This window comes from Candidatus Sphingomonas phytovorans (assembly GCA_029202385.1).
In the GTDB taxonomy this organism is placed as follows: domain Bacteria; phylum Pseudomonadota; class Alphaproteobacteria; order Sphingomonadales; family Sphingomonadaceae; genus Sphingomonas; species Sphingomonas phytovorans.
This window is the reverse complement of the sequence record CP119314.1, coordinates 3133675-3149902: the sequence shown is the minus strand read 5'-3', so window position 1 is coordinate 3149902 and position 16228 is coordinate 3133675. Positions and strand designations below refer to the sequence as shown.

The window sequence follows — 16228 nt, the reverse complement described above, 5'->3', positions numbered from 1 at the left end:
AACGCTGCCCCATGATCAAGAACTATGAAACCTGGGACTATCCGTTCTTCGAAGCGCCGCGGCGTATTCCGCGTGCTGAACGCGGGCGGTTGTTCGATGCGTTCGTGGCGGGCAAGGCGGAACGGGCCCGGTATTTCGCGACGCGTTTTCCCGCCATCGCCGATGCGCTCGCCGCGCTGTCCGCGCCCGACGGGGATGCCGTGGCCGCAATGCACCGGATCGAACGATGGTGGCGCAAGGATATCGCCACGATCCGGGTGCGGGAAGGCGGGTTGGCCGCGTTGTTCGGCAAGCTCGGGCTAGGTGGAAGCCACGAAGATATAGTCGGGCGGGACGATGCAGCCGGGCTGAGAGCCATGCGCAAGGCGCCCAATGCCGCCGCCACGGTAGTGCTCAGCATCATCGGCGACCTGTCCATTATATTGGGCGATGCGCTGATCCTGCGCCGACCCGACTTCCTTTGGGCGATCGACGATGATGCCGAGGACGCTCGTCTCAAGATGCCGGCGGCGGGGAGGGTGGTCGTCATGAAACCGCGTCAGGGCGAACTCGTGCCGATCTGTCTCGACTTCTATGACGGTCTCACGAACGCCTATGACATTCCCGCCCGCGACGACTTTAGAACAGTCGAGGTGCAGGGCATATGGAACAGCAATTTCGCTGGCTGGTGGGTGGTAAACACCGCCAACGGATGGGCCGACGCCATAGCGTGAGGCGGCGGATAGCTACATCCGCCATGCTGCCAGCCTCCCGTCGAGGGGACATGCCTTTGATGCTGGACGCCGCTTGCGTCTGAATATCGCGACCTGAACGAGCATGATGTGGCTGTCGCCAGTCTGTCACCCGATCCCCATGCCCATCTTCGCCAGTGCCTGGCCGATCGTCCGGCCGCTGCCGTCGATCGGCGTGTTCGCGGCGCGTTCGAAGATGCGTCGCGCGGTCTCCTGGTCGCCGCCGCTCGCCGCGAGCAGCGACTTGGCCAGGGCAGCCGAATAGCATTGCCGGTCGAGGCGGAGCGCCACGTCGCTCTTCGTCTTGGCCTGTTCCAGGTCGCCGGCCAGGATATCGAGCACCGCCAGCGACCCGTGCGTCTCCGCGAAGGTCGGGTCGATCGCCAGCGCTGTCTCGAATCTCGCTCGGCTGGTGACCAGGTCGTTGTTGACGAAATAGGCCCAGCCAGCCGCGATCCATGATCCCAGATGGTGGCCGAACAGTTCAGCGCCGCGATCGATATCGGCCGGTGCATCGCCCGCCTTGCCGGTCAGCAGTTTGGCGAGGCCGAGCCCGATCCAGGCGCGGGGCGATTCCCCGTTGGCGGCCAGCGCCCGCTCGAACAGCACGAGCGCGTCGGTCGCATGCTCGTCGGCGAGCGCCAGCGTGCCGCGCGTGGTGAGCGCATCCGGATGGTCGCCTGCCTTGGCCGCGCACTCCGCCGCCAGCGCCTCGTCCTCGATGTCGAGCGCCAGCACCGAGACAGCCGCCATCAGGCCACGATGCTCCGGGTGGAGCGCGACATAGGCCCGCGCTGCATCGCCGGCGCCGTCGAAGTCACCCGTCTCGTGCATCAACTGCACCCGCAGCATCGCCGCCTGCGGCAGGGCGCGGGCGCTGTCGTCGTCAAGCACGTCGAGCGCGGCGGTGAACTCCTTCAGGTTCGCGCGCGCCCAGGCGAGGTTGAAGCGCACCGCCGCATCGTCGGCGCCGCCGTCGAACAGCCTGCCGAAGGCGTCAGCCGCAGCGCCGAAGTCGTGCACCTGCAACGCCGCGATGCCGGCCAGGTTGGTCTCGCGCGGGCCAAGCGGTGCGATCGCGGCATAGCGCGCCAGCAGCGCGGCCGTGGTTTCCGGCTGCCGCTCGTCAAGCGCCGCTTCGGCCGTGTCGGCGAGCAACGGCAAATTGCCCGGATCGGTCTCCAGCAGCGCCAGCAATCTCTCCAGCCGGCTGGTCGTGGCGGGGCTTGCGGGATCGTTCATCATCGGCCTTTCTCGGGGCTGGCTTTCTCGGGATTGTGCGGCGTCATGCCTCGACCTTCACGACGTCGAAGGAACGCAGGTTGATCCGCATCGGGATTTCATTGACCGACAGGACCGCGAGCTTCGGGATGCTGCGCTTGGTGAAGGCCTTCAGGTGCCGGCGCAGCTCCGGCCCGCACAGCAGCACCGGCGCGCGGCCGTCATGGTGCATCGCCTCGACCATCGAGGACAATTTACGGATGAGCTGTTCGGCCAGCCGGGGCTCGACCAGCAATGTCCCCTGCGCGCCGGCCTGGGCGACATTGGCGGAAATCTGGTTCTCGATCCGCGGATCGAGGCTCAGCACCGCGAGGTCCTGATGCTTGCCGCGCAACTGGTGGCAGATCGCGTAGCTCAGCCGCTGGCGGATCTGCTCGGTCAGTTCGGAGGGTTCCTTCTGCGTGCGGGCCAGGTCGAGCAGATGTTCGAGGATCAGGTCGAAATTGGCCACCGAAACACCTTCGGACAGCAGGTTCTGCACGATACGCTGCACGTCCGATACGGCAAGCGCGTTGGGGATCAGTTCCTCGACCAGCCCTGGCTGGTTTGACCGGGCGTCTTCAAGCATCTTGACGATCACCGAACGGGTGACGAGCGTCGCCATCTCGCTGCGCACGATCTCGCCGAAATGGGTGATCAGCACCGTCACCGGATCGATCACGCGCAGGCCTGTTTCGCGGGCTTCGCCGGCCTGAGACTGCTCGATCCACGACGCCGGCAGGCCGAAGGCGGGATCATAGGTTTCGATCCCGTCGATCGCGGTCTTCCTGTCGGTCGGGTGGATCGCGAGCAGGCGTTCGGGATGCACCTCGGCCAGCGCGAAGCGCGATCCGAACAGGCGGATTTCATATTCAAGGCTGCCCAGGCCGGGCCCGTCGATCACGCGCACCGCCGGGAAGCCGATGCCATATTCCTGTTCGTGCAGGCGGCGCAGGCTGGCGATGCGATCCATGATGATCGGCTCCTCGCTGCGCCACGCCTCGCCCAGTTCGCTGCCGAGCCGGACCTCGAGCGGCGGGGCCGCCCCTGAAGCGACCATCTCCCCGGCGTCCTCGGCGATCACCTCGCTTTCAGCGCGCGCCTCGGCGGCGGCGCGGCGGGCGCGGTACCAGCCGAACAGCGACAGGCCGATGATTACCGCGATCGGCCATTTCGGCATGCCCGGCAGCAGCAGCAGGACCATCAGCACGCCCGCCACGATCAGCGGAATGCGCGGCACCGAGGCGAGCTGGCGGAACACCTCGGTGCTCAGCTCCTTGTCGGCGGAGGAGCGCGTGACGATGATGCCGGTTGCGATCGAGATGATCAGGGCCGGCAACTGCGTGGCGATGCCATCGCCGATCGTCAGCAGGGTGAAATGGGCAAGCGCCTGCGCCCAGTCCATTTCCATCTGCATCACGCCGACGATCCATCCGGCGATGATGTTGATCAGCAGGATGATGATCCCGGCGATCGCGTCGCCTTTCACGAACTTGCTCGCGCCGTCCATCGCGCCGTAGAAGCTCGCTTCCTTCTCAAGCTCCTCGCGCCGCCTGACCGCTTCCTTCTGGTCGATCAGGCCCATGTTGAGATCGGCGTCGATGCTCATCTGCTGGCCGGGCATCGAATCCAGCGTGAAGCGCGCCGCCACTTCGGACACGCGCTGCGCGCCCGACGTCACCACGACATATTGCACCACGACCAGGATCAGGAACACGACCAGGCCGATGACGAAATTGCCCTGGACCGCGAAGGTGCCGATCGATCCGATCACCTCGCCCGCGCTGCCCCCGGTCAGGATCAGGCGTGTCGCGGCGACGTTCAGCGACAGGCGATACAGGGTCGCGACCAGCAGCAGCGACGGAAAGGTCGAGAATTCGACCGGCTTGCCGACATAGAAGGTCAGCAGCAGGATCGTCAGGCCAAGCCCGAAATTGGCGATGATCGCCAGATCGAGGATCGCCGGCGGGATCGGCGAGAACAGGATCACCAGGATCAGGATCATGGCGGTGACCAGCGCCAGATCCTTGTTGTTGCGGAGAATGCGGTTGATCATGGCAAATCCTCGGGCTTCGTATCGGCCGTTTGGGCAGGGTCGGGGGCAAGCTTGAAATACAGGTCGGCGACGGCGTGATAGTGGCTGCCGCCGATCTCGCTGCCGACCTCGCACTCGGCGAACAGCGCGCGCGCGAGCGGCGGGCTTTCGAAGATCGGAATGTTCAGCTGGCGGGCGCGGCGCTTCATGATCTGCGCATGGAGGTTGCGGCCCTTCGCCAGGACCACCGGCGCGCCGGATTTCGCCCGGTCATAGGCAAGGGCCACCGCGACATGTTGCGGATTGACCACCAGCATGTCCGACCCCGGCAGCGCGCCGAGCCCTGCCGAGCGCTGGGCGAATTCGGCATGGAGCTGCTTGCGCTTGCGCTTCAGCCGCGGATCGCCCTCGCGCTCCTTGCCTTCGCGCGTCACCTCGCGCCGGCTCATGCGCATCTGCTTGCGGAACTCGCCGCGCGTCAGGATCTGGTCGAGGATCGCGAAGAAGAAGGCGAGGCCGGCAAAGACCCACAGCATGCGCATGCCGGCTTCGTGCATCGCGCCGCTCAGGCTGGCCGCGTCGCTGACCGCCAGCCCGGCGCCGTTCACGGCCGATCGGATCAGCAGATACGCAACCGTCGTATATACCGCCATCTTGATGACGCTCTTCAGCGCTTCCTTCAGCAGGCGCATCGAGAAGAGCCGCTTCAGCCCCTTGGCCGGGTTGATCCGGCTGAAATCAGGCTTGAGCGGATGCGCGCTGAACACGAAACCGCGCAGCTGGATGATCTCGAACAAGGCGACGACCGCCAGGATCGTGCCGCCGAACAGCAGGACCGGGCGCAATGCCGCGCCATAGGAAGTGGCGACCACGCCGAGCGCCTGTTGCGGATCGCTTGCCGTCGAGATGCCGGCGGCGAGCGCCCGTCGCATCATCATCGCCAGGTGCCCGATCATCGCCTCGCCGGCGACGCTCAGGAAACCGGCAAGCGCGATCAGACCGGCGAAGAAGCTGAGGTCGACGCCGCGCGCCACCTGGCCCTTTTCGCGGGCGCGGGCGAGCTTGTAGGGGCTTGCCTCCTCGCTCTTGTCCTGGTCCTGCGACGCCTCGGCCATGTCAGATCAGGCGCGGCGCGGTTTCGAGCGCGTAGCGCAGCATGCGCAGGAACAGCGTGCCCGACACGCCGATCGCGACTGGCAGGACGGCCAGCGTGGCGATCGCCTTCACCTGAAAGCCAAGCAGCATCACGTTCATCTGCGGCAGGGTGCGCGACAGGAAGGCGACGGCGATGTCGGCGAGGAACAGCGCCAGCATGATCAGCCCGCCAAGCCCGAAGGCCATCACGAACACGCCCGAGATATAAGCGGTCAGCACCGTCACGTCGCCGCCGATGCCGGCACTGCCCAGCGGTACCCGGTCGAGCGACTCCGACCAGATGGCGAGCAGGTCGGCCGGCCCTTCGGTGGCGAAGAACACCGCGCCCGCGGCATAGGCGAACAGGGTGCCGACCAGAGGCAATTGAGATCGCGAGGTGGGATCGATCAGCACGGCAAGCCCGAACCCGGCCTGGATGTCGATCGCGCGCCCGGCGGTGAGCAACGCCGCAAACGCCAGCTGAAGCGAAAGCGCCAGCGCGATGCCCAGCAGCAGCTCGCCGATCACCGTCAGGAACAGGCCGCGCGACCAGAAATCCGCCTGCCAGCTCGCCGCCGGGTGGCTCGACACCAGCCAGCCCGCCAGCGCGATACCCAGCATCACGCGGATGGTGGCGGGAACTCGGATCAGGGTGAAAGGCGGCGCGAAGGCAAGGGTCGGCGCAATCCGCAACGACACCAGCAGGATCGCGATCGCCTGGTCGGTCAGGTCCTCCATCGTCCCGCCGATCAGCCGGCGAGCGATGGAATGATCTGGTACAGCGAAATGGCGAACTGGGTGACCCGGCCCATCATCCATGGCCCGATCGCGATCAGCAGGAATGCCGCGACCAGGATCTTCGGCACATAGCTCAGGGTGATTTCCTGGAGCTGGGTCGTCACCTGGAACACGCTGATCAGCAGGCCGACCAGCAAGGTGGCAATCAACACGGGACCAGCCACCAGCAGGCTATTCCACAGCATATCGTTCAATATGCCAAGTGCACGATCCGCCCCCAATTCATCCCCCCGCGATACGCAACTGAGGCATTGCCCCCGAGTCGATCTGCCCCCGATCGTCTCATTTTAGGACATATGGGCTGAGCGTTCGAAAGACAATCATATGCGGGGATCCCTCGGGGGATGGTTCATTCTCTTGACGAGCCGGCGCGACGGAGCGCTTTTCTAGGGCCGGACGTCGGGACATTTCCCAGCGAATATCGTGGCGCGTGCCGCCCTCAGAAGCTCGGATGCCATGGGAGGGTCGCGGTTCGCCAGGACGAAAACGGTCACACCGTCTTCGGGAAAAACCACGGCTTCGGCATTCAGGCCGGGGGCGCCGCCGTTATGGCCGAACCAATTGTGTCCCTCGAAACTGCTCGTCCCGAAGCCAAGCCCGTAACCAAGCTCGGACAGGCTTCCACGCGCTGGGCCGGATACGATCTGCTTCTCCCGGAGCAGGCGGGCTGTCCCGGCTTTCACCAGTCGTCCGGACTGCAAGGCGACAAAGAATCGTTGAAGATCCCCGACCGTGCTGAAGGCACCGCCCGCGGGGCTTCCGGGCAAAACGGCTTCCCGTGCAAGGCGTAGCTCCGAATCCGGTCGGGGTCCTCCCGGTGGTGGGGGGCGCCCGCCATCGCGGGGAGGGGGCAGGTTACCGGGGCCGGCGTCGGGGCCTGGTCCCATGGTCCTGGGCGGTCCGCCCGCCTGTGGAGGCGCCATGCCGCCGGGCGGCGGTGGACGCATGCCCGTCATGCCTTGCGCGAGCGCCGCACCATTGTCCGGATCGAGGCTGGTGGCCGTCATGCCCGCTGGTGCGAACACATGGCTTGCAAGATAGGCCCCATAGGTCTGCCCGGACACGCGTTCGATCATCAGGCCCAGCAGCAGGAATCCGCTGTTCGAATAAGCGAACCGCGACCCGGGCGTGAAGGCGGGGGCCTCGGCCGAGATCAGGGGCTTGAGCGCATCGAGGTCGCGTGCCCGCTCGATCGCGACCAGATTGTCGGGCGTGAAGAAATTCCCCAGGCCAGAACTGTGCGTCAGCAATTGTCGAACGGTAACCACCGAGGCTCCAGGCGTCAGCCCGTCGACATATCGTCCGATCGGCGCGTCGAGCTCGACCTCGCCGGTGTCGACAAGCTGGCCCACCGCGACGGCGGTGAACATCTTTCCCGCCGAACCGATGTTGAAGCGCGACCCGATGGTTATTGGCGCGCCGCCCGGCCGCATCTCGCCGCGCGCATAGGTCATGGTCTGGCCGTCACGCGATATCAGGATCGCGCCCGAGAAATCGAGCCTCTCCGCGTGAGCGGCGACGCAGCGTCGCAGCATGTCGATCCGGGTGTTCGCGACACTGCCCGCGTCTGCCAGCGAAGGCGACAGCATGGCGACACAACATGGCAGGATAGTCCAACGTTGGGGCATGGGCCTCTCTCTCCTCGGGGGAGTGGATCAGTCGCCGAGCAGCTACTTCAATTGAAATATCTTCGATTGAAGCTGATGTGAAAATTTGGAAAGTCAGGACATGTCCGATCCTGTCGATGCCCGACTGACCGTGGGGAACCGTGAAGCCGCCGGCGTATTCGCCAATCTGCGCCAGCGTCATATCCTTCTCGCGCTCGTAGCGCAGGAAAGGTCGCTTTCGGACCTCGCAGCCGTCTCCGATACGCCGCTCAACCTGCTTCATCGCCATGTTTCCAAATTCGTGCGGCTGGGGCTGGCACAGGTCAGCCGGCGCGAAGCCCGGGCGGGCAGGGCGATCACATTCTACCGGGCGAGCGCGTCGACATATTTCGTCCCGGCGGATCTGGCGGGGTCGCTCCTCGACAATCCGGTCGCCCGCCAGATGCGGGAAGCGCTCGAACGCAATACCGCCGGTACCCTGCAGGGTATTCTCTATTCCCACGACGGTTCCGGGCCGCGCATGCAGGTGGTCAAGGACAGTGGCAGCGCGTCGATGGCCGCTGAATTGTGGCGCAATCTCCATCTGACCGAACCTGAAGCGCGTGAACTCGCGCAAGCCTTCAAGGCATTGCTTGAGCGATATGACCTGCCGCCACGTGGCGACCGGAGAAAATATCTCGCTCATACCGCCTTTGTGCGGGCCTGAGGCCGGATTCACGCCAGTCACGGTGACGGGAAAGAGGTTCGCGCGGAGGCGCGGATCGATGCGACGGTGGCTGCCAGCGTCGGGGTGTTCTTCCATGGCTATATCGGGGACGCCCGGCACACGGGCTGGCTCGGCGATTCACGATCCCCGGACGCGGCGCGGGCGATAAAGGATGCGGGCCTCGCCCTGCGCTTCGACCGGCAGGAACAGGCCCTGGCCGGTCGCCCTGATCAGGCCGTTGTCGACGCGCGAGACGTCTGCTGACAGGATGAAGTCGCCCTCGCGCCGCTCCGCGATCGCGCCGCGCGCGGCGGTCAGCACTTTTTCATAGTCGCCGACGAAATCGTGGACGAGTGCTTCCCGGATGCTTTCGCGCACCGAGCTGTTTTCGAACAGGGCGAACAGCAGGTTGACGCCGGTGCTGTCGGTTCGGCCGGCGATCTGCAGGTCCTTGACCCGAACCAGTTGCGAATTGGCGTCGTTATAGGGAATGGCCGACAGCCATATCTCTCCCTTCGTCGCGACGAGCGAGGTCTTGCGCGCCTTCACGCTGGCGACGATGCCGACCGCGAGGTGATTGTTGTCGGTCGCATAGATGGTGACCTTGCCGAAGGTCGCGTCGACCGGGCCGACCCCGGTCAGGACGATCTGTCGCTTCTTCGCCAGCTTGGCCAATGCCCGCTCGACGACCGGCTGAAGCTGTTCGTAATCGGCCAGCACGGGGATGAAGAAGCGCAGGCCGCGAGGCCCGGGCTGACGGGAAGGCGGCGGCAACGGTGTCGGCACCGGATCGGCCGGACGATCACCGACAAAGGTCTCGGTCAGCGCTTCGGCGGCAAGCGTCATGTCGAGCCGGTCGCCAACGATCCGATAGCCGCCGAACCCAAGCGAGCGCGGCGTGATGCGCATCCACACCGGCGGGCGCTCGCGGTTGAGCATCACTGAGGTGAAACCCTGCCGCCAGACACCGTCGAGGCGCTTGCGCAGGTCGATCCGCGCGAGTTCCTTCGGCAGATCGCGTTCCAGGCCGGCAATGACTGTCCCCAGCTTGTCGTCGGCTTTCCCGGCGAACTTGATTCGCTGGCCCAGGAAATCGATGCCCGGCGGATCGGTCCAGTCATAGGCGATCCGCACCTTGGCGGTGGGTGACCATCTTCGGTCGATCGACAGCGTCGCCGACGCGCGCACGATGGCGCTGCCGGTCGCGGTTTCCCGGCGGATGATGCCGCCGACATTCTCCGCGCGGATCGTGGCGGCTACCGGCATGGTGATGAGCAGCGTCGCGCCGCGGCCGCTCAGCCTGATCCGCCCGCGCGTCACATGCCCGACAATGTCGCAATGCAGGCTGGGCGTGACCTTCAGCTTCTTGCCGAACAGCTTGACCCGCTTGGGCGGCACGCAGAGCTGGCCGCGCTTTTCGATTCGCCACAGGGTTTTCGGCGTGCGTTCGTTCAACCCGCGTTCCAGGTCGGCCAGTCGGGCTGACACCGGGACCACGATAGTGGAACTGCGCTGCGGCAATTCGGCCGGCGTGACGACCCGTGGCGGCGCGGGATTGCCGACCGGGGGAGAACATGCCGCGAGCAGGGTGACGAGGACACCGACGGCGATGGCGCGAAAGGATCGGAAGTCAGTCATCCGGGCCTTGAATAGCCGCCCGGCCGGCAAACGCGCAAATTCTGCCTGCCTATGCTCGCTTCGGATCCGGCTTCATCTTTCCGGGCCGCTTCGAGCCGCTGTGCTCGCATCCGCCCGGACCAGTTGAGGCATTCATCGCCTGACCGGTTCGGGCGCCGCGAAGCGCTTGAAGACGCTGTCGTCGCGCCACCCGGGGCGAGAGGGTGCGTTGGCGATATCAGCCGTGAGTTCCGCGGCATAGTCGTCCAGACGGATCGCTTCGGCGGGCAGCACGCCGGGCTGATGAATGTCGTCGCTCGGCGCATGATAGCGGTTGGCGCGCCAATCATGCTCAAGCCTGAAGGCTTCGCTGCCCGGGGTGAAGCCGAACTTGAGCGCGAGCGCGGGGATGCCGGCGCGCACGAAGCTGTATTGGTCGGTACGAACGAAGCTGTTCCGGTTGGGCAGTGGATCGGGAACCAGCGTCAGGCCCCGTCTGGCCGCGACGGCGCGCGCCGCATCGCCCAGGCTGCTTTCCTGGTCTCCCTGCGCCAGGATGCTCGTCAGCGGCCATAGCGGCAGCAGCGTATCGAAATTGAGATCGGCGACGATATCCTTGGGCAAGATGGTCGGCCGTCGCGCGAAATAGGTCGAGCCGAGCAGGCCGGCTTCCTCCGCCGTGACGATCAGGAACAGGACTGATCGCCTGGGCCTTGGTCCGGCGCTGAGGACCCGGGCCAGATCGAGGACCGATGCCACGCCCGATCCGTCGTCCAGCGCGCCGTTGTAGATGCCGTCGCCGTTGATCGCCGGGCCGATCCCGACATGATCGAGATGCGCTGAAAGCACGACATGCTCCGTGCCCAGTTCGGGATCGGTGCCTTCGAGCCGGGCGACGAGGTTGGGTGAGGTCAATCGGCGTCGGTGCGTGACAAGCCGTGCCTTCAGCCGAAACGGCAAGGCAAAGCCAGGCATGCGCGCTGAAGTATCGGAGGCTGCGGCAAGCGCGGCGAAGCTGTGGCCGCTATCGGCGAAGAAACGCTCGCTCGCCGCCGGATCGAGGCTGGCGAGGAAGAAATCGTCGGGCATGTCGCGAAGCGCGGCGTCGGCAAGATACATGTCGCCCTGCCGGGCGAGCAGAGCCTGGCGCTCCCACGGGATCTCGATCTGCCCGGGTGGCGTAAGGGTGATGAGGCCGACCGCGCCTGCTTCCCCGAGCAATCGTGCACGCTCTCTTCTGTTGCTCGCCTTGATCGGCGCCGGAATGGTGGCGGGGCCGCCGGCGATGACCACGGCGATCTTGCCCCGAAGATCCACGCCCGCGAAATCGTCATGCCCCTGTTGGGGCAGGTGAAGGCCATAGCCGAGGAAGACCAGCGGCGCATCGACCGCTGCCGGGCGCGGCGCGCCCCAGGCGGCGACGATCATGTCACGCCCCGGGGCTATGGGGACGCGCGCGCCGTTCGCGCCGACGAGCTCGATGCTCGATGCCGCATAGTCGACGGTCTGCTCCTCGAGCGGCACCTGCTGGCGAAAGCTGCCTCGTTCGCCGGCCGGGGCGAGCCCGATCTCGCGGAACCGGCGCTCGACATAGTCGGCGGCGCGCAGATGACCGGCCGATCCGGTCCTGCGTCCTTCGTTCGCATCGCTGGCGATTTCCACGATATCGCCCCACCATCGCTCGGCGCGGGGCGGCCCCTCTGCTCCCGCAGGGACCGACGACGGGAAAAGCGCCAGCCAGGGGAGTGCCCATTTCACGTTGCGCATCATCTTTTTCCCCTCCTGGACCAGCCTTGATTGCTCACGAACGCGCTCCTCCGCCCCACACCGGTTCCTCGCACTGGATGAAGCCGTCGCGATAGGTGACGCCGGGTGTCCGGTCGGCCTTGAGGAAGATCGGACCATCGAGATCGACGATGTCGCAAAACTGGCCGACCAGATAGGCGGGTGCCATCGCCAGCGAACTTCCGATCATGTTGCCGACCATGACCTCCAGCCCGAGCGCGCGTGCGCGTTCCACCATGCGAAGTGCCTCAGTCAGCCCGCCGCATTTGTCGAGCTTGATGTTCACGACCTGATACAGGCCGGCGAGCCGGTCGATGTCAGCCAGTTCCTGAATGCTCTCGTCGGCCGCGAGCGGGACGGGCAGGTCGATCGATGCCAGTTGCTCGTCACGCCCGACCGGGAAAGGCTGTTCGACAAGTCGTACGTCGGACGCGACCAGCGTCGGCACCAGTTGCTGCAAAGTCTCGGGCGTCAGGCTGCGATTGGCGTCGACGCCCAGCCATGCGGCGGGTCGTGCCGAACGGACCGCGAGAATCCGGGCCGCGTCGTCCCCGTCGCCGCTGAGTTTGATCTTGATCGCGCGCGCGTGAGGATAGGACCGCGCCTTCGTCGCCATCCCTGCCGGGCTGTCATTCCCCACGGTGAAGGTCGTCAGCAGCGGCGTCGGATGCGCCATGCCGAGCAGTTGCCAGACCGGCAGGCCCGCGCGGCGCGCCTGCAGGTCCCACAGCGCGCAGTCGAGCGCGTTGCGGGCGCCTCCGGCTGGCAATCGCGCGGCCAGGCCGGCGTGATCGAGGCCGTCCGCGATCCAGCGCTCTGCTTCCAGGAGCGTGCGCATCATCCGGTCGGGATCGTCCCCCAGATAGAACACCCCGGCCGCCTCGCCCATGCCGACCTGCCCGTCCGCCTCCAGCCGGACGATGACCGTTTCCACATGTTCGAACTGATGGTCGCTGATCCGGAAGGGTTCGCGCAGCAAGAGTTTGACGCGACGCACCTCCATTCGGGGCCGGCAGGCTTCAAGCCGGGCAAGCGCGGCATCGATATTGAAAACCGGCGTCGATGGCATCGGTCGGGTTCCCTGCGCGACGGTCGGGCAATGCCGCGCCGCTGGCGCCTCGAATGATTCGTGCTCTCCCATGGCATTGGAGTAAGGGATGACAGATTTTCTGTCTATGACAGTGTAAGACCTAAAAACTGTCTCAACTTGCGAATCGGCAGCTAGGACGCGGGACGCCTTGGCCGCGGCGGGTGATGGCCTGCGTAACCGGTGAATGTCTTGTGAAGGCGGGTCAGCTTGTCGAGCCGCAGTTCCACGTCCGCGCCAATCAGTTTGACGACATTGTTCAAAAGCAGGTGAACTGCGCAGACAAGCGCGACCGGAGAACTCCAGAACGCGCCGGTCTGCGTCGGCACGGCGATGACATGCGGCGTGAAACGCGGCGCCCAGTCGCAATAGATATCGGTCAGCATGATCAACGGGATGCCGTGCTGACTGGCCTGCTCGGCAATCAGATAGGCCTGGCGCGAGTAGCGGCGGACATCGACCAGGACGAGGCAGCGATCCTCCCTGTCGCTCGCGAACACGTCGGCATAATTGCCGGCGCCGAGATCAACGAGCTGCACGCCGTCGCGCATATATTGCAGCCGGTTGGCGAGCAGCATCGCGATCCCGCGCTCGCTCTGAAAACCCGCGACATGCACCGTCCGCGACTGTGCCAGCAGCGCGACCGCCTCAGTCCATGCCGGCGTTTCCATCAGGCGATAGACCGCCAGCAGCCCGTTGATCTCGCGCTGGCAGTTGCCGTCATGCTCGCCTGGCTGCCCGGTGAACTCGGCGAACTCATCACCGATCAACCAGGGCAGCGCTTCCTCGGTGCTGTCCTTCAGCTCGTTCTTCAGCGCCTTGAAGTTGCGGTAGCCGAGCTTGCGGGCAAACCGCCCGATCGTGATCTCGCTCACGCCGACTTTCTCGGCCAGCGAATCCGCCGTCTCGAAGCCGAGCACCGCATAATGCGCGAGGATGTACGCGGCGATGGCGCGCTCCGCCGCTGAGTAACGGTCGATTTCGGCCTGCAGCCTGCGCAGCAACGGCACATTGGGTATCGCGTGCATGGCCTGGTGCGGCGACGGTTGTTCGCTGTCCCCGGCGGTTCGACCTTCACTCATTTCTTCGCCTCCGATTGTGAGGCGAATGTAGTACTAGATTGTTAGTTTTTCCATTAAAACTATCAGTTGACAGAAATGTGTCACATGCCGCTTCATCCGCGAAAGCCGGGGGAGATCCGGGCCGTGGGAGAGTGTCGCAGGCTGCGTTGTCGCGACGGCTTTTCCATTTCGGTCGAAGACGAGGGGCGCGAGATGAAGATGTTCGATGGAAAGCCTGGCGGTATGAGCGCGAAGCCGCGAGCGCGCGGGCTGAAGCCGTTACTGGCGACGGGCGGGATGGTGGCGCAGATCGCGCTGTGCGCCGGCACCGCCCAGGCCCAGACCACCCAGGCTCAGGATGCCCAGGCCCAGGATACCCAGGCGCCCGCGGCGAGCACCGACATCGTCGTGACCGGCTATCGTTATCTGAGCGAGGACACGAGCGGCACGACCGGCCTGCCCCTGTCGATCGAGGACGTGCCCCAGTCGATCAGCCTGGTGAACCAGGATTTCCTGAAGGCGACCGATATCAAGACCCTTGGAGAAGTCGCCCAATATACGCCCGGCGCGCTGTTCGACGGCAATCCGGGCGGCTTCGGGTCGGCCGTCAAGCTGCGCGGCTTCGCTGCGGGCAATGCCGTCGATGGCCTGAATGTCGGCCTGCTCGATTTCGAACCCGACTTTGCGACGCTCGATCGGCTTGAAATCGTGAAAGGGCCGACCTCGGTCGTCTATGGCGCGGCGAATCCGGGCGGTATCATCAACCAGGTGACCAAGGGCGCTCATGCCAACACGCCTTCCTACATCCAGGCGCTTGGCGGATCATGGGGTCGCTGGCGTGTCGAGGGGCAAGTCGCAGGCGCCCTGAACGCAGCGGGGACACTCCGCGCGATCGGCGTCGCGGCTCATGAAGAGGCGGGCAGCTTCATCAAGCGGATCGATTCGAACAAGACCGTCCTGTATGGCGGCCTGGATGCCGATGTGACCGATACGCTGACCGCCTATGTCCATGGCGGTTACGAACAATATCGGCGCACGCCCTTCGACGGCATCCCGACCTTCCCGGACGGATCGTCGCCACCGGTCAGCCGTTCCTTCTTCGTCGGCTCGGGCGACTTCAACCTGGTTACCAAGGTCAAGCGGGTGAACGGCGAGTTGAGCTGGAAGGCGTCGTCAAGCTGGTCGGTGACGCTGAAGCTCAATTACCTGTACTACAACACGACCGGCCAGACCGGTTTCGGCTTCGGCCTCCAGCCGAACGGCGACTTCTTCCTCGCCGCCCAGAAGTTCACGAGGAACGATCAGGAATCGTTCAGCGCCGGCCTCTCCAGCCTCTACAAGCTCGACGACCTGGGTCTTGCCGGCAGCTTCGTCACGGTGGCCGGGAACTATCAGAACTACGAGACCCATTCCAACGGACTGATCCCCGACCTGCCCGACGATACGGCCAATATCTTCGACGGAATCGGGGCGATCGAGAACAAGCTCAATGCGGCCCAATATCCCGGGTCCGCCTACGGCCTGACGCGCAGCCTGCGCTATCTGACGCTGTCCGGGCAGGCCAATATCAAGATCGCCGAACCGCTCACCCTGCTGGGGGGCGTTTCCTGGTCCAGGCCTGACGTCAGCAAGCAATCCGGCACCCGGCCACGGGAAGACTTCAGCGGTGACAGCCAGGTCAGCCTGCGGCTGGCGGCAACGCTCGAGCCGATCAAGGGGCTCAATTTCTACGCGTCCTACAGCGAATCCTTCCAGCCCCAGCTCTTCATCGACAGTCGCGGCAACGTGCTGCCGCCGCTCACCGGTGAGCAGTATGAAATCGGCGTCAAATATGTGTCGCCCGACCGGCGCCTGCTCCTTACCGGCGCGCTGTTCGATATCGGGCAGGCGAACCAGGCCCGCTACGACCAGACGATCGACCTGATCGATCGCTACGCGGCGATCGGCAGGGTACGGCATCGCGGGCTGGAACTCCAGGCGGTGGGGCAGGTCAGCAAGGGCTGGCAGGTCAATGCCGGCCTCAGCCTGCTCGATCCCACCATCCGCAAGGATGACGATGCCGCGCTCGTCGGCAAGACAGTCACCTTCCTGCCAAGGACGACCGCGAGCGTTTACACCAGTTACACGCTCGACAACGGATTGTTCCTGGGTGGCGGTGTCCGGTACGTCGGGTCGGTGAAGACCGCGTTCGACGGTTCGACCCGCGAGCTGTCTTCCTACACGCTGGTGGATGCCTCGGCCGGGTACAGTTTCGACCGGTGGCGGCTGCAGCTGAACCTGAAGAACCTCTTCGACAAACACTATTACATCAACAACTACCAGACGCTGTTCTACGGCAACGTCGTTGGCGAGCCGCGCAGTTTTACCGTCTCGGTGCGGACCGATTTCTAGTCCCGGCCGCAAGCGC

General features: G+C 65.3%; 14 protein-coding genes. 4 read left to right on the top strand and 10 right to left on the bottom strand.

What is annotated here, in order from left to right; all coding sequences use genetic code 11:
- The first annotated feature begins 11 nt into the window (after positions 1–11).
- The gene (locus P0Y59_14410; GenBank protein WEJ98136.1) at positions 12–713 is read left to right on the top strand and encodes a hypothetical protein; all 702 of its coding nucleotides are present in this window, start codon (positions 12–14) and stop codon (positions 711–713) included.
- Positions 714–839: 126 nt separating this feature from the next.
- Here the strand turns inward: P0Y59_14410 and P0Y59_14405 are convergent, their stop codons facing one another.
- The 6 genes from P0Y59_14405 to P0Y59_14380 form a co-directional block, all read right to left on the bottom strand.
- Positions 840–1973 (bottom strand): tetratricopeptide repeat protein, encoded by a 1134-nt coding sequence (locus tag P0Y59_14405; GenBank protein ID WEJ98135.1) that lies wholly within the window; start codon positions 1971–1973, stop codon positions 840–842.
- Between the two features lie 43 nt (positions 1974–2016).
- A complete protein-coding gene (locus P0Y59_14400; GenBank protein ID WEJ98134.1) occupies positions 2017–4047 on the bottom strand; it encodes a flagellar biosynthesis protein FlhA in 2031 nt (676 codons plus the stop codon).
- On the bottom strand, positions 4044–5141 hold the full coding sequence (locus P0Y59_14395; GenBank protein ID WEJ98133.1) for an EscU/YscU/HrcU family type III secretion system export apparatus switch protein: 1098 nt from the start codon (positions 5139–5141) through the stop codon (positions 4044–4046). Before P0Y59_14395 ends, P0Y59_14400 begins: the two co-directional genes overlap by 4 nt.
- A gap of 1 nt (position 5142) precedes the next feature.
- Positions 5143–5898, bottom strand: a complete 756-nt coding sequence (locus P0Y59_14390; GenBank protein ID WEJ98132.1) for a flagellar biosynthetic protein FliR — start codon at positions 5896–5898, stop codon at positions 5143–5145.
- A gap of 11 nt (positions 5899–5909) precedes the next feature.
- On the bottom strand, positions 5910–6152 hold the full coding sequence (locus P0Y59_14385) for a flagellar biosynthetic protein FliQ (protein ID WEJ98131.1): 243 nt from the start codon (positions 6150–6152) through the stop codon (positions 5910–5912).
- Between the two features lie 192 nt (positions 6153–6344).
- Entirely contained in the window at positions 6345–7547 is a 1203-nt protein-coding gene (locus tag P0Y59_14380; GenBank protein WEJ98130.1) for a serine hydrolase, read from the bottom strand.
- 139 nt (positions 7548–7686) lie between these two features.
- Here P0Y59_14380 and P0Y59_14375 point away from each other — a divergent pair, with 139 nt between their 5' ends.
- A complete protein-coding gene (locus P0Y59_14375; GenBank protein WEJ98129.1) occupies positions 7687–8271 on the top strand; it encodes a hypothetical protein in 585 nt (194 codons plus the stop codon).
- Positions 8272–8409: 138 nt separating this feature from the next.
- Here the strand turns inward: P0Y59_14375 and P0Y59_14370 are convergent, their stop codons facing one another.
- From P0Y59_14370 to P0Y59_14360, 3 genes are all read right to left on the bottom strand, one after another.
- Positions 8410–9909, bottom strand: a complete 1500-nt coding sequence (locus tag P0Y59_14370) for a DUF4403 family protein (protein WEJ98128.1) — start codon at positions 9907–9909, stop codon at positions 8410–8412.
- Positions 9910–10041: 132 nt separating this feature from the next.
- Positions 10042–11655, bottom strand: coding sequence for a M28 family metallopeptidase (locus P0Y59_14365; GenBank protein ID WEK02585.1), 1614 nt, complete (start codon positions 11653–11655; stop codon positions 10042–10044).
- Between the two features lie 34 nt (positions 11656–11689).
- On the bottom strand, positions 11690–12607 hold the full coding sequence (locus P0Y59_14360; GenBank protein ID WEJ98127.1) for a dipeptide epimerase: 918 nt from the start codon (positions 12605–12607) through the stop codon (positions 11690–11692).
- On the opposite strand from P0Y59_14360, the gene P0Y59_14355 reads away from it, so the two are divergent.
- On the top strand, positions 12608–12799 hold the full coding sequence (locus tag P0Y59_14355) for a hypothetical protein (GenBank protein WEJ98126.1): 192 nt from the start codon (positions 12608–12610) through the stop codon (positions 12797–12799).
- Positions 12800–12894: 95 nt separating this feature from the next.
- Here the strand turns inward: P0Y59_14355 and P0Y59_14350 are convergent, their stop codons facing one another.
- A complete protein-coding gene (locus P0Y59_14350) occupies positions 12895–13842 on the bottom strand; it encodes a MurR/RpiR family transcriptional regulator (protein ID WEJ98125.1) in 948 nt (315 codons plus the stop codon).
- A 192-nt stretch (positions 13843–14034) separates the two neighbouring features.
- On the opposite strand from P0Y59_14350, the gene P0Y59_14345 reads away from it, so the two are divergent.
- Positions 14035–16212 (top strand): TonB-dependent siderophore receptor, encoded by a 2178-nt coding sequence (locus P0Y59_14345; protein ID WEJ98124.1) that lies wholly within the window; start codon positions 14035–14037, stop codon positions 16210–16212.
- Positions 16213–16228 lie beyond the last annotated feature (16 nt).

Excerpts from the sequence above, each read along its gene's own strand:
- P0Y59_14375 (WEJ98129.1), top strand. The coding sequence starts at position 7,687 with ATGTCCGATCCTGTCGATGCCCGACTGACCGTGGGGAACCGTGAAGCC.
- P0Y59_14410 (WEJ98136.1), top strand. The coding sequence starts at position 12 with ATGATCAAGAACTATGAAACCTGGGACTATCCGTTCTTCGAAGCGCCG.
- P0Y59_14405 (WEJ98135.1), bottom strand. The coding sequence starts at position 1,973 with ATGAACGATCCCGCAAGCCCCGCCACGACCAGCCGGCTGGAGAGATTG.
- P0Y59_14395 (WEJ98133.1), bottom strand. The coding sequence starts at position 5,141 with ATGGCCGAGGCGTCGCAGGACCAGGACAAGAGCGAGGAGGCAAGCCCC.
- P0Y59_14350 (WEJ98125.1), bottom strand. The coding sequence starts at position 13,842 with ATGAGTGAAGGTCGAACCGCCGGGGACAGCGAACAACCGTCGCCGCAC.
- P0Y59_14370 (WEJ98128.1), bottom strand. The coding sequence starts at position 9,909 with ATGACTGACTTCCGATCCTTTCGCGCCATCGCCGTCGGTGTCCTCGTC.
- P0Y59_14345 (WEJ98124.1), top strand. The coding sequence starts at position 14,035 with ATGAAGATGTTCGATGGAAAGCCTGGCGGTATGAGCGCGAAGCCGCGA.
- P0Y59_14355 (WEJ98126.1), top strand. The coding sequence starts at position 12,608 with ATGTTCGAACTGATGGTCGCTGATCCGGAAGGGTTCGCGCAGCAAGAG.
- P0Y59_14400 (WEJ98134.1), bottom strand. The coding sequence starts at position 4,047 with ATGATCAACCGCATTCTCCGCAACAACAAGGATCTGGCGCTGGTCACC.
- P0Y59_14380 (WEJ98130.1), bottom strand. The coding sequence starts at position 7,547 with ATGCTGTCGCCTTCGCTGGCAGACGCGGGCAGTGTCGCGAACACCCGG.
- P0Y59_14390 (WEJ98132.1), bottom strand. The coding sequence starts at position 5,898 with ATGGAGGACCTGACCGACCAGGCGATCGCGATCCTGCTGGTGTCGTTG.
- P0Y59_14365 (WEK02585.1), bottom strand. The coding sequence starts at position 11,655 with ATGCGCAACGTGAAATGGGCACTCCCCTGGCTGGCGCTTTTCCCGTCG.